The sequence below is a fragment of the Pseudoalteromonas sp. SG44-1 genome (assembly GCF_014164315.1).
Taxonomy (GTDB): domain Bacteria; phylum Pseudomonadota; class Gammaproteobacteria; order Enterobacterales; family Alteromonadaceae; genus Pseudoalteromonas; species Pseudoalteromonas rhizosphaerae.
The window spans coordinates 40,318-52,806 of the sequence record NZ_JACJEW010000004.1 but is presented as its reverse complement, the minus strand read 5'-3'; the positions used below and the strand labels follow the sequence as shown (position 1 = coordinate 52,806).

General features: G+C 39.8%; 10 protein-coding genes. 6 read left to right on the top strand and 4 right to left on the bottom strand.

Going from position 1 to position 12,489, the window contains the following annotated elements; genetic code table 11:
• Positions 1-138: 138 nt before the first annotated feature.
• Positions 139-771: a cytochrome c gene (locus tag H5187_RS02860; protein ID WP_149982610.1), complete on the bottom strand. Its 633-nt coding sequence runs from the start codon at positions 769-771 to the stop codon at positions 139-141.
• Between the two features lie 295 nt (positions 772-1,066).
• Here H5187_RS02860 and yihA point away from each other — a divergent pair, with 295 nt between their 5' ends.
• A complete protein-coding gene (yihA, locus tag H5187_RS02855) occupies positions 1,067-1,729 on the top strand; it encodes a ribosome biogenesis GTP-binding protein YihA/YsxC (RefSeq protein ID WP_182740283.1) in 663 nt (220 codons plus the stop codon).
• Here yihA and H5187_RS02850 read toward each other — a convergent pair whose 3' ends face one another.
• Both H5187_RS02850 and H5187_RS02845 read right to left on the bottom strand, forming a co-directional pair.
• Positions 1,730-2,251 (bottom strand): DUF1285 domain-containing protein, encoded by a 522-nt coding sequence (locus H5187_RS02850; RefSeq protein ID WP_145238431.1) that lies wholly within the window; start codon positions 2,249-2,251, stop codon positions 1,730-1,732.
• Positions 2,251-2,838, bottom strand: coding sequence for a YceI family protein (locus tag H5187_RS02845; protein ID WP_182717680.1), 588 nt, complete (start codon positions 2,836-2,838; stop codon positions 2,251-2,253). Before H5187_RS02845 ends, H5187_RS02850 begins: the two co-directional genes overlap by 1 nt.
• A 437-nt stretch (positions 2,839-3,275) precedes the next feature.
• Here H5187_RS02845 and H5187_RS02840 point away from each other — a divergent pair, with 437 nt between their 5' ends.
• A complete protein-coding gene (locus H5187_RS02840; protein WP_182740281.1) occupies positions 3,276-4,196 on the top strand; it encodes a triacylglycerol lipase in 921 nt (306 codons plus the stop codon).
• 3 nt (positions 4,197-4,199) lie between these two features.
• Positions 4,200-5,009 carry a lipase secretion chaperone gene (locus H5187_RS02835; protein ID WP_182760684.1) on the top strand — a complete coding sequence of 270 codons (810 nt, stop codon included), beginning with the start codon at positions 4,200-4,202 and terminating at the stop codon, positions 5,007-5,009.
• A 138-nt stretch (positions 5,010-5,147) separates the two neighbouring features.
• On the opposite strand, the gene polA is transcribed toward H5187_RS02835, so the two are convergent.
• Complete coding sequence (gene polA, locus H5187_RS02830; RefSeq protein ID WP_182717677.1) at positions 5,148-7,883, bottom strand: DNA polymerase I; 2,736 nt, start codon at positions 7,881-7,883, stop codon at positions 5,148-5,150.
• Between the two features lie 567 nt (positions 7,884-8,450).
• Here polA and elbB point away from each other — a divergent pair.
• The 3 genes from elbB (at position 8,451) to H5187_RS02815 (ending at position 12,453) form a co-directional block, all read left to right on the top strand.
• Positions 8,451-9,101 (top strand): isoprenoid biosynthesis glyoxalase ElbB, encoded by a 651-nt coding sequence (gene elbB, locus H5187_RS02825; RefSeq protein WP_149982603.1) that lies wholly within the window; start codon positions 8,451-8,453, stop codon positions 9,099-9,101.
• Positions 9,102-9,293: 192 nt separating this feature from the next.
• Positions 9,294-9,686 carry a cytochrome c5 family protein gene (locus H5187_RS02820; RefSeq protein ID WP_182767484.1) on the top strand — a complete coding sequence of 131 codons (393 nt, stop codon included), beginning with the start codon at positions 9,294-9,296 and terminating at the stop codon, positions 9,684-9,686.
• Positions 9,687-9,879: 193 nt separating this feature from the next.
• Complete coding sequence (locus tag H5187_RS02815; RefSeq protein WP_392352781.1) at positions 9,880-12,453, top strand: diguanylate cyclase domain-containing protein; 2,574 nt, start codon at positions 9,880-9,882, stop codon at positions 12,451-12,453.
• Positions 12,454-12,489 lie beyond the last annotated feature (36 nt).

Genomic DNA, 12,489 nt, shown 5'->3' with positions numbered 1-12,489 from the left:
CTTACAGCAAGGTATGGTCAATGTCTTACAAGGAAAGAGGTAATATCGACAAAACACAAATACAAAAAAAGCAGCTTACGCTGCTTTTTGTAACCACTATAGATTTTAGGATTAATAATAAAACTAATCTATACTACTTTAGTGTAGTCCACCTAAGTACTTAGAAAGCACTTCGATATCTTTGTCTGTTAGCTTGGTGGCAATATCTTGCATCATGCCATTTAAATCATTATGACGCACACCATCACGGAATTTCTCAAGTTGTGACTTGATGTATTCTGGATGTTGAAAAGAAATTTTTGGAAACTTAGCTAATGATGAGCCATTACCACGTGGGCCATGACATGCTGCGCATGCTGGAATACCACGTTCTGCGTCACCTGCTTTATAAAGCATGGCGCCAACGTCAACGATATCTTTAGGTGTTGCACCCTCTGACATGTTAAGTGACGAAAAATAAGCAGCCAAATCTTTCATGTCTTGATCGTTCAATGGCATTGCCATCGCGCTCATGACTGGATCCATACGACCCTCTTTACCACCTGAAGTCATACCTAACTTCAATTCAGTAAGTTGCTTATAAATATAATCCGCGTGTTGGCCTGCAAGTTTTGGGTAGATATTAACCGGCGCGTTACCGTCTGGGCCGTGACAAGCCGCACACGTTGCTGATTTTTCTTTACCTGCGTTTACATCGCCATCAAATGCTGTTGCGTTGCTTGCTGACAACGCACCAAGCAATATAGTTAAAGATAGTGCTATTTTTTTCATGGTGAATTCTCTGTTTCCGACCCTGTATCATCTACAATATGGATGTTGTGATTTACATATTCTACACGATAATAAATTCTCTGGCACGTTTTCTACTCATATTAAACTTATAAATTATAGGGTTTTGACCTAGATTAAGCTTTGGCCGTATCATTTTAGTTGATTTTAGGCTGCTATCTTAGTCTAAATCCGCTTTTTAATAGTGTAGTAATAGTATAAAATGCGCCCCTTAAGTGAACTTTAATTAAGTAAAGTTTACTCGCTGTAATACTTAATTAAGTTTCTAGGAGAGCCTGTGCTCAAATCTCGTATCAAATATAACACTGCGTCGTTCGTTACCAGCGCTCCAGATATCACTAAATTGCCTGCTGATACGGGAATTGAAGTTGCCTTTGCTGGCCGCTCCAACGCCGGTAAGTCTAGTGCTCTTAATGCATTAACTGACCAAAAGCTGGCACGTACTAGTAAAACCCCTGGTCGTACGCAACTGATCAACACATTTGAATTAGCCGATGTTGATGATATGCGCCTAATCGATTTACCTGGCTATGGTTTTGCTAAGGTACCGATCGAAATGAAAAAAAAATGGCAAAAGTCATTAGGTGAGTACCTGCAAAAACGTCAAAGTTTAAAAGGTATCGTGATCTTAATGGATATTCGTCATCCTCTTAAAGATTTAGACCGCGATTTAATTAATTGGGCAATTGGTAGTGAAATTCCAGTATTGGCGCTATTAACTAAAGCCGACAAACTAAAGCAAGGTGCACGTAAAGCACAGGTGCTGCAAGTTCGTCGCGAGTTAAGCAGCTTAGAAGGTGATATTACCGTTCATGCGTTTTCATCTTTAAAAGGCACAGGATTACCTGAAGTTGCTAAGAAATTAGATGAATGGTTCCTAGGGCCAATTGTTGCAATACCACCTACTGATATTGAACAAACGCCTGAATCAGATGCTTAATCACACGTTTAAGTAAAAACGCTGACCCGCAGATTGAATGAAATAGCCTTGCTTATCAGCTTGTGCTATTTCTGCCCACTGATAAAACACACTTCTTGATACTCGAGCACTACAGCCATACGGTAACTGTAAATACGGCACATCATTGCCCTGATAATCTTGTACTACTAAAGGTTGTTCGCAGGTTACTAGCCAAGTTCGCTGTAAATTATCCACACAACATAACACTTGCCCTTGCTCTGTCATTTCAAAGCGCCAATTAACGATTATAAAGGGAGCATCATGGACAGTAATAGCTATTTTTTCGATTGGTGTTTTTAAGTAAAAAGTATCCTGCTCTTTGCAAAGAACTGAGGCAAACAGCTTAACCATAGCGATACGAGTAATTTTACTGCCACCGTATAACCACTCACCTTGCTGATTGATGATAATTGGCAGCTCGCCACAATGCTGCGGCTGCCATTGAGAAAATGGCTTGCTTGGCTGCTCAAGTGCAGTGGCAAGCTCATTCAAAGAGTGCATTATTTAAGCTTGTTCATCGTTAATGAAAAACTAACCGGTACTGCCGTTGCTATCGATGGTAAACCTGCTAACTTTTGCAATTGCATAATGCCATCAATGACAGCAAAGTCTGCGCCATTAATGATAATTGGGCTCATTGATGAAACGCTGATATCCCCTTGCGATGACAAGTTGGCGATAACATCCACTGTAATCTCTTTCTTAGCACCATGAAAATCAAGTTCAGCACTAATACCTTTAAATACATGTTGGCCAGGCTTAAGCGCTTTTAATTGCTTGCTTAAATTAGCTGTTATGGTTGCGGTTGGAAACTTCGCTGTTTCAAATAACAACTTGGTCATGCGTTCATTACGAATAGGGATCATCGTTTCAACTGAGCTCAGATCAATATCGACTGATAAAGAGCCATTTTCAGCTAAACTACCTGACACATTTTTGAAGTGATGCACTTCAGCAATACTATTTGACTTAATAGACACAAAACTTACTTTGCTTTGATCATTGTTAACCTGCCAGTCAGCACAGGCAACACCAGAGACTAATAGGCTTGATAACGAAAGACCTAATATCGCAATTGATTTAACCATCACGCATTCCTTTCAAAATGAAAATGAGATTCAATGGTATCACTTGTTCTATGAAGTGCAATCAATAGCATAATAAATAACAGAGACAAAAAAACGACCCAACAAATTAATGCTGGGCCGGTATAGCAAACTGGGGAGAAGCTATCAATACGAGCACCCTTTCGAGTGCATCATCAACAGGATGTCCTACAGGATGAGGACGACGCGGACTTTACCAAACTAACCATGATAAATAAACTAAATACAGGTACTAACTAGTCGAATTGATAAACATATAACTAATACTACAAATTGCATGTTAATTTAACTTAATATTAACATTGAATTTCAGCTCAAAATTTGCTCTATTAACTAATTAGAATAAAAAATCCACACACTTTGTCTGTAAACAGCAGTTCAAAGCGTGATCAAACACACACAATAAAAGAGCACTGATCATGAAAAAAATAACCACTCTATACTTATGCTGCCTGCTGTTTATCTTCAGTAATAGCGCTAATGCAGGCTATACCCAAACTAAATACCCAATTGTATTAGCACATGGTTTGATGGGTTTTGACGATGTATTAGGTGTCGATTATTTTTATCGGGTACCAGCAAGCCTCAGTCGTGATGGCGCACAGGTTTTCGTCACGGCCGTATCCTCGCTGAATAGCTCTGAACAACGAGGCGAGCAGTTACTACAGCAAGTTGAACAGATTATTGCGCTAACTGGTACAACAAAAGTAAATCTCATTGGTCATAGTCAAGGCGCGCAAAGTATTCGCTATGTTGCCTCACTACGCCCCGACTTAGTTGCCTCTGCGACCAGTGTTGGCGGTGTTAATTTTGGTAGCCCTGTTGCTGATGTGGTGCGCCAAGGACTGACTCCTGGATCTAAGCTAGAAGGTATAGCTAAAACAGCTTTTGATGCATTTGGCGGGTTAATCGCATTACTCTCTGACAATAGTCAGTTACCACAAGATGCGCTTGGTGCACTGGAGAGCTTAACCACTGAGGGCGCGCTGGCCTTTAATCAAAAATATCCAGAAGGCCTACCTGCTGAGCAATGCCAGCAAGGACCTATGTATGCCAGTAATGGCGTATATTACTTTTCTTGGAGTGGCACTCGAACTTTAACAAATATATTTGACCCATCAGATGCAGCACTGGCGATCACTGCAATACTGATCCCAGGCGATGACGATGGCTTAGTCTCTCGTTGTAGTAGCCATTTAGGTTATGTATTAAAAGATAATTACCGCATGAATCACCTTGATGAAGTGAATCAACTGATTGGCTTTCATCATTTATTTACAACCGATCCACTGACAGTCTACCGTCAACATGCTAATCGCTTAAAAAAATTAGGCTTATAAACAATGAAGCGGTTGCTCATTTTAGTGCTAGTGATATCTATCACTAGCACCGCTATGATTTTTTTACTCAGCGACGATAAGCTTACAAGTGCAACGCCACCAAATGTCGATCAACCGATGGCAATCGATAGCATTTTTGAACACGTTATTTTAGCTAGCCAAGAGTCCGGTGAGTTTAGTGCTTCGCAGGCTCTAGAACAGTGCGAAAAGTTAGCTGCATGCGAAATCAATAGTGAGCTATTTAATCGCTACCTCAGCTTTAAAATAGCGCTGGCAGAGCTGCAGCAACAACTCGCTCATTTGCCGCTAAGCGAACAATTAATTGCAATGATCGCTTTTCAACAACGCTACTTCAATGCAGCTGAAATTACTCTTTTATTTAACGATGATAATGAGTGGCAGCACTATACAATTGCCAAGCTTGAAATTAATCAGAACAACCATATTAGTGATGAATTAAAGCAACAATTGTTATCTAATTTAGAGGGCGAGCAACCTGAGCGTATTACCCAGGCACTTAAACCTAGTAACGATCTAAAAGCTTTAAACACTGAGCTAAAAGATGCCCTGCAACAACAAGACTACAATCAACTAGCAGCGGAATTTGGCGATGCTGCGGCAACAAGGTTAATCGCTCTAGAGCAACAGCGCCGGCAATGGCAAACATTGAGTGAGCAACTCACACAACAAATTAAACAGTTAAAGCAACACTATGAGCCACAACAAGCAGAGCAAAAAATTACCCAGCTACTTGATGAGCATTTAACCACAAATCAAAAGCGACGGTTTTTAGTGTTATATCCATTGCATTAAATGAGTGACCTACTATAGCGTTAAGAAAGTAGCCGAATGGCCACCTTTTAAAAAAAACTGACTACCCTATTCACAGACATAAAAAAGCGCGGCTTCACTCAATGCAGCCGCGCTTATATGATTTAAAAAGCTCAGTGATTAATGGGCTTGTTGCCAATTATCTCCGCTATCAGCTTCAACCACTAATGGCACATCTAATTTCGCAGCATCAGACATTAACCGGCAAATTTCTGCGGTGTATTGCTCAACACACTCAGTTTTGATTTCAAATACCAATTCATCGTGTACTTGCATCAGTAATTTAACCGTATTCGGTGCTTGTTCATACACCCATTTGTTGACTGTTAGCATGGCTTTTTTGATGATATCAGCAGCGGTGCCTTGCATTGGTGCATTAATCGCAGCACGTTCGGCTCCTTTACGGCGCGCGCCATTACGGGCGTTGATCTCTGGTAAATGTAAGCGACGACCAAAAATAGTTTCAACATAGCCATTTTCAGCAGCTTTCTCACGGGTTGATTCCATGTACTCAAGCACACCAGGGAAACGTTCAAAATACTTATCAATGTAATGTTGCGCTTCATGGCGCGGAACATCAAGTTGACGTGCCAAACCAAATGCCGACATCCCATAAATTAAACCAAAGTTAACCGCTTTAGCTTTACGGCGCATATCCGTGGTTACATCTTCTAACTCAACACCAAACACTTCCGCAGCAGTTGCACTGTGTACATCAAGACCATTGGCAAACGCATTTAACAAGCCTTTATCTTGCGATAAGTGCGCCATGATACGTAGTTCGATTTGGCTGTAATCGGCAGCCACTATTTTATAGCCATCTGCAGCAATAAAAGCCTCACGAATACGGCGTCCTTCTTCTGAACGAATAGGAATATTTTGCAGATTAGGATCGCTTGAACTTAATCGGCCAGTTGCCGTTACCGCTTGATGATAAGAAGTATGCACACGCTTCGTTTGCTCATTCACTATCAGTGGTAATTTATCAGTGTAGGTTGATTTAAGCTTAGATAAACCTCGGTGCTCAATAATAACTTTAGGCAGCGGGTAATCGTGAGCCAACTCTTGTAGTACTTCTTCAGCTGTAGAAGGTGCGCCTTTTGGCGTTTTTTTAATAACTGGCAGTTCAAGTTTTTCAAACAACAATACTTGTAATTGCTTTGGTGAGCTTAAGTTAAATGGTTCACCAGCAATCTCATGCGCTTCTTTTTCCAGCTCAATTAAACGCTCACCCAAACGCTGGCTGTGCGCGGCAAGCATTTTGCTATCAATCGCAACACCGGTACGCTCAATATCTGAAATAACGCTGACAAGCGGCATCTCTATATCTTCAAATACCGATTTAAGCTTTTCATCGGCTGCAAGTTTCGGCCATAATACTTGGTGTAAACGAAGCGTAATATCCGCATCTTCTGCGGCATAAGGTGCCGCTTTATCAAGTTCGATTTGATTAAATGTCAGCTGCTTTTTACCTTTACCAGCAATGTCTTCAAAACTGATATTTTTATGGCCTAAATATTTTAGCGCCAACGAGTCCATATCATGGCGAGTACCAACACTATTAAATACGTAAGATTCAAGCATAGTATCGAATTTAATACCCTTTAGCTCAAAACCGGCATTAGCCAATACACTCTTATCATATTTTAAATTTTGACCAACTTTTGCTTTGTTTTCATCAGCTAAAATTGGCCCGATCTTCGCCATCACCGTCTCTAAACTTAACTGTTCGGGCGCGCCAGGATAATCATGGGCAACCGGTAAATACACGGCTTCGCCAGCTTTAACAGCAAAACTCATCCCGACAAGTTTAGCTTGCATGTAATCAAGGCTGGTTGTTTCAGTATCAAAGGCAAATAGTTCAGCGGCATTTAATTGCTCGACTAAAGTATCTAATTGCTCTGTTGTCAGGATTGTTTCATAGTGAGCATCAGCCACTTGCGGTAATTCATTCGCTTCACTGGGGACAGCCAAGTGAGTGTCTGCATCTTTTGGATTATCTAATAACTCAGCTAACCAGCGACGGAACTCACACTCGCCATACAAGGCAATCAGTTCATCGCGATTTGGCTCTTGCAATTTAAAGGTATCTAAGTCTGATTCAACTTCAACATCGCATTTAATGGTAGCCAGTTCATAACTTAGCGGTAAATGATCGACTGCGGCGGCAAGCTTTTCGCCGATCTTACCTTTGATCTCATCAGCATGATCAAGCACACCTTGTAATGATCCGTATTTTTGTAACCACTTAACCGCCGTTTTAGGGCCGCATCCATCGACACCTGGGATGTTATCTACTTTATCGCCCATCAAAGCTAAGTAATCGATGATCAGTTCAGGACCAACGCCAAATTTTTCAACCACAGTGTCTGGATCAGAAATACTGTCGGTCATGGTATTGATCAAAGTGACATGCTCATTCACTAACTGAGCCATGTCTTTATCACCGGTTGAGATCAATACATGGCGCTGCTGCTCTGAAGCAATACGGGCAAATGTACCAATCACGTCATCCGCTTCAACACCCTCAATACTAATAAGCGGAAAACCCATCGCCCTAATAATATCGTGCAGTGGCGCTATTTGCGTGCGCAAATCATCGGGCATTGGCGGGCGGTTGGCTTTGTACTCACTGTACATATCATTACGGAAAGTTTTACCTTTAGCATCAAAAACCACCACCATATGGCTTGGATCATACTGTTTGATCAGGCTTTTCATCATGTTAACAACGCCATAAATAGCGCCTGTTGCTTCACCTTTTGAGTTAGTTAAATGCGGTGGTGAATGATATGCACGGAATAAGTAGGAAGAGCCATCGACTAAAATAAGTGGATTTTCAGGGATCTGAGCCATGATGTAATTGGATCCTAAATGAGAGAAAACGAAATATCTGTAAGCATGCCATAAGGGCACGCATAAAACGACTGTGAATTAAGCTTTGTTTAAACCGTTAAATAAGAGTAAGTTGTGGATAACTATGTAGATAACACCCACAAGCTATTCCTCCAAAGTAATTTAAAACTACTTAGAAACAAGTTAAGTGTATGTTTTGTTTTAAAAAGATAATACGAGGTTCTTTTTTTATTATTTTTATCACAATGTGGAAAAACATTTTATTGCTTTGCTTGATTGTGGCTTTTTACAACTAAAAAACGGTTAATTCATTCCTTATAAATAACCGGACGAGCATTCTATCACAATGGATCAAAGATCATAGCGATCCTTTATAATTTTTTCCTATTAGCCAACTTAAAAAAAAGCATATAGCGCGTTTTTGCTCTGCCTCGAGTGGATTGATCAAATAAAAATAATCTTTAACTCATCATTATTGATGATCACAAAATGATCTTAATAAGGCCATAACAGTCAGCAAAAGTCATGCTAAACTGACTTTATGAATAATAAATAAGGGCATAGTATATGAAAAAAATAGCTGTAATTTTAGCAGGTTGTGGAGTTTATGACGGTGCAGAAATCAACGAAGCCGTATTAACGTTATTACATATTGCCAAAGCCGGAGCAAGCTACCAGTGTTTTGCCCCTGATATTGAGCAATTGCACACGATCAATCACCTGAATGGGGAACAAATGACCCCTAACCGGAACGTATTAGTCGAAGCGGCACGCATTGCCCGTGGCGATATCAAAGCGTTAACACTGTTAGATGCTAATGACTTTGATGCTTTGATTGTGCCTGGTGGATTTGGCGCGGCTAAAAACCTGTGTGATTTTGCGATCAATGGTGCGCAAGCACAATTAAACCCTGAAATGCTCCGTGCTGCTAAAGCATTTGCGAATGCCAAAAAACCAGCAGGCTATATGTGCATTGCTCCAGCAATGATCCCATTGATCTACAGTGCTGGCGTAAAAACCACTATTGGTAATGATGTTGATACTGCCAACGCACTACAAAGTTTAGGCGCTCAACACATTAATTGTGCAGTAGATGATATTGTAATTGATGAGCAACATAAACTCGTAAGCACTCCAGCTTACATGTTAGCGCAATCAATTTTAGATGCTGATGCAGGTATTGAAAAACTAGTCGCTGCGCTTTTGAAAATGAGCTAATTAGGTGCTAAAAAAACCGCAAATCAGTCATTCTAAAGTAGCTGCTTTGTTGCGCTGGCGCAAAAAAATAGTGTTTTTTCATAAGAAAAATACATCGTAGCGTTTTATAAATTGCGGCTTAGCGTTATAATCGTTCTAAATTCCGTCATCTATCGTGATTGATCACGTTCAAATCGAAGTGAGCAAGGCAAAATGAAAAAACTATCAGCAGCATTATTATTGCTAGCAAACACCGCATACGCACAGCCATATGATAACTCTATGACTGAAGATGCGATCAAAAAACGTATCGCGCCTATAGGTGCCGTTTACTTTGAAGGCGATAAAGCAGCAGTTGCTGAAGTGCCAACAGGTCCTCGTACCGGTGAACAAGTTTACCAAGGTGCGTGCTTTGCATGTCATGGTACTGGCGCACTTGGTGCACCAAAATCAGCAGATGACTGGGCTCCACGCTTAGCGAAAGGCGCTGACACTCTATTAAGTCATGCAATTAATGGTTTTAATGCAATGCCACCACGCGGTACATGCATGGATTGCTCAGATGATGAAATAAGCGCAGCTATTGATTTCATGAGCAAAAAATAATACTTAATTCTGTACTTTTTTTTATAAAGGGCTGATTTTTTCAGCCTTTTTTATTATAAAAATAAATATTAACCTACCTTTATCACTATTTATTATTATCATTTTCTAATACTATTGTCCGCTTGACGATTCAGCAAAAAAGTGAAAATATAAGACCAATAAATATACAATAATAAAAATCGGTTTAATGTCACTGGAAGATATAACAGCTTTACTACATAAGCTGGAGCATAAAAATAATCGTTTAAAAGCTCTAGTCCAAAAGTATAAGCAATCCCACCACTTACAAAATGCCCTGATCCAATTATCAGAGCAAGCTAGTTCTGTTGCCGAATTAACGCTACTTTACCCTGCGATTCATGATATTTTGCAAGATTATATGCCAAGTAAAAGTTTTTACGTGGTGCTGTTAAATCAATTTAGTAACACCCTTGAACTATCTTACTTTGCTGATGAAAAAGATGGTATATCTGTGCCACTTAATCAAGATAATAATTTTATCCAAGGTGTCACTGGGTATGTGTTTAAGCAAGGTAAAACCACCTACTTCCAAGGTGATGAAATGCAGGCTGCTGCCAACAAGGGGTTATTTAAGTTACTTGGCACACCAGCAGAACATTGGGTAGGCGTCCCGGTATACCGAGAGCAAAGTATTATTGGAGTGCTAGTCGCACAAAGTTACGATAAACAACAAAGCTACTCTGAACAACAAATCGAGCTATTAGAAGTAATGTCGCTCTATTTATCAACAGCTATCGAACGAGTAAAAAAACGCGAACTATTAGAGTCTGAAGTAAAAATAAGAACTCGTGCATTAACACAGAGCAATGAAGCGCTTAACCTCGAAGTAGAACAACATAAAAAAACCCTCGAACGCCAGCATATTTTGTTTAAAATTTCAGAGTTAGCGACGCAAACAAAGCATATCAATGAAGTATATCAACAAGTACATGAAATAATAAAATCAATAACTTACGCTGAAAACTTATACATTGCATTGTATGATCGCGAAACAGGTTGGTTAAACTTTCCGTACTGTGTGGATGAATATAGAGATAATACCCAACCGCGTCCTTTCGCCAAAGGTTATAGCGAATTAGTATTACGTACCGAACAAACTCAGCTTATTGATTGTACTAGAGCACAAAAACTACTCAAGTCAGGCGAAGTCGAGCGACTTGGACAAGTCTCTGACTCAAACTCAGCAACCAGCTGGTTAGGTGCACCATTAAAAACTGCGCAAGGTGTAATTGGCTTAATAACTTGCCAAGCCTACAACCATAAGCATATTTTCAATCAAGACGACTTTGAATTAATTACCTTTGTATCACATCAGATAGCGACTGTATTACAAGCACATTTGGCTGCTCAAGCCTTAAAACAAAGTCATCAACAATTAGAGTTTCGGGTTGCTGAAAAAACCAAAGAGATCCGCCAAACCAATATGCATTTACAAATGCAAATTGAAGAGCGTAAAAAAATAGAGCAACAGCTGTATCATGATGCCCACCACGATCCACTTACTGGCTTGCCTAATCGCAGTTTATTTTTAACCCAATTAGAAAAAACTCTACAGCATTATCAACGTTACCCTGAACAACAGTTTGCTGTGCTGTTTATTGATTTAGACAAGTTTAAGGATATTAACGATCAACTTGGTCACCAAGCTGGTGATCAGTTTTTAATTAGCGTCAGTGAGTCTTTCTCACAATGTATTAGGGAGCACGATTTACTTGCGCGTTTAGGCGGCGATGAGTTTGTTATTTTATTAACTCATTTAACTGATCGTCAACAAGCCGAAGATGTTGCTAAGCGATTAATTGAACTAATGAAAAAACCATTTTGCATGAAAGGTATATGTGTACAAAGTGGTGCCAGTGTCGGTATTACCTATTCGAAAACAAACTACAAGCATACGGATGAAATTATTCGTGATGCTGATGCTGCCATGTATTATGCAAAAAATGCCGGTCGCAGCCGGTTCGAGTTTTACCATCCACTGCTTAGTGCCGGCACCAGCCCGTATGAGTTAGAAACCAGTCATCACTTAGACTCTTTACCAATGCATTTTCGCTGCTCTGAAATTATTACACTTGATGAACAGCATCAGTCAGAGTCGCTACTTGAAGCATTTGGTGAACACCCAGTACTTGGTAGCACTAGTTTTGAAATATTAAAGAAGTTTGCCGCTGATAAAGCACAACAGCTGGAAGTGGAATTACAGTTATTAACTAAAGCGTGTCAACAAATCCAAACGGCACAACTGCAGATGGTGTTATTCCCTTGCTCGGGCTTATTACTGGAAAAAATTGAATTCCAGGCGTTATGCCAAACAATGCAAAACCACAACATAACGAAACAAATTTGTTTATTGTTTAATGAACAAGAGATCCGTTACGCCTCAGCGGTACAAATTAGTAATTTAAAAGTATTGAGTAAACAAGGCTATTCGATTGGCTTAAATGATTTTGCTAAAGATCGCTGCGAACTTAATTTACTATGCGATATTAATTTCGATTATTTATTACTTAGCTCTACCTTTAGTAAACGAGTGTTACAACAACAAAGCTTTGATTTACAACTACAAGGTGTACTAGCAATAACTAAGATAAAACAAATAAAAGTAATCGCGAAAGGCCCTTCAATATTAAATTATAGAGCCTTACTAGACACTCATGGTTTATCACTATTTATTGGTAGGCAGCATGCAATTAGTTCTACAGCAACACTCCCAGCTGACTCTTCGAACGAGCAAATTTTAAATTAACGATATGCGTCGCGGATAACCAGTTTATTATCCGCA

Bases quoted from the DNA above. Each gene is read 5' to 3' on its own strand.
- H5187_RS02845 (WP_182717680.1), bottom strand. From the start codon at position 2,838: ATGGTTAAATCAATTGCGATATTAGGTCTTTCGTTATCAAGCCTATTA.
- H5187_RS02840 (WP_182740281.1), top strand. From the start codon at position 3,276: ATGAAAAAAATAACCACTCTATACTTATGCTGCCTGCTGTTTATCTTC.
- polA (WP_182717677.1), bottom strand. From the start codon at position 7,883: ATGGCTCAGATCCCTGAAAATCCACTTATTTTAGTCGATGGCTCTTCC.
- H5187_RS02835 (WP_182760684.1), top strand. From the start codon at position 4,200: ATGAAGCGGTTGCTCATTTTAGTGCTAGTGATATCTATCACTAGCACC.
- H5187_RS02820 (WP_182767484.1), top strand. From the start codon at position 9,294: ATGAAAAAACTATCAGCAGCATTATTATTGCTAGCAAACACCGCATAC.
- elbB (WP_149982603.1), top strand. From the start codon at position 8,451: ATGAAAAAAATAGCTGTAATTTTAGCAGGTTGTGGAGTTTATGACGGT.
- H5187_RS02860 (WP_149982610.1), bottom strand. From the start codon at position 771: ATGAAAAAAATAGCACTATCTTTAACTATATTGCTTGGTGCGTTGTCA.
- H5187_RS02850 (WP_145238431.1), bottom strand. From the start codon at position 2,251: ATGCACTCTTTGAATGAGCTTGCCACTGCACTTGAGCAGCCAAGCAAG.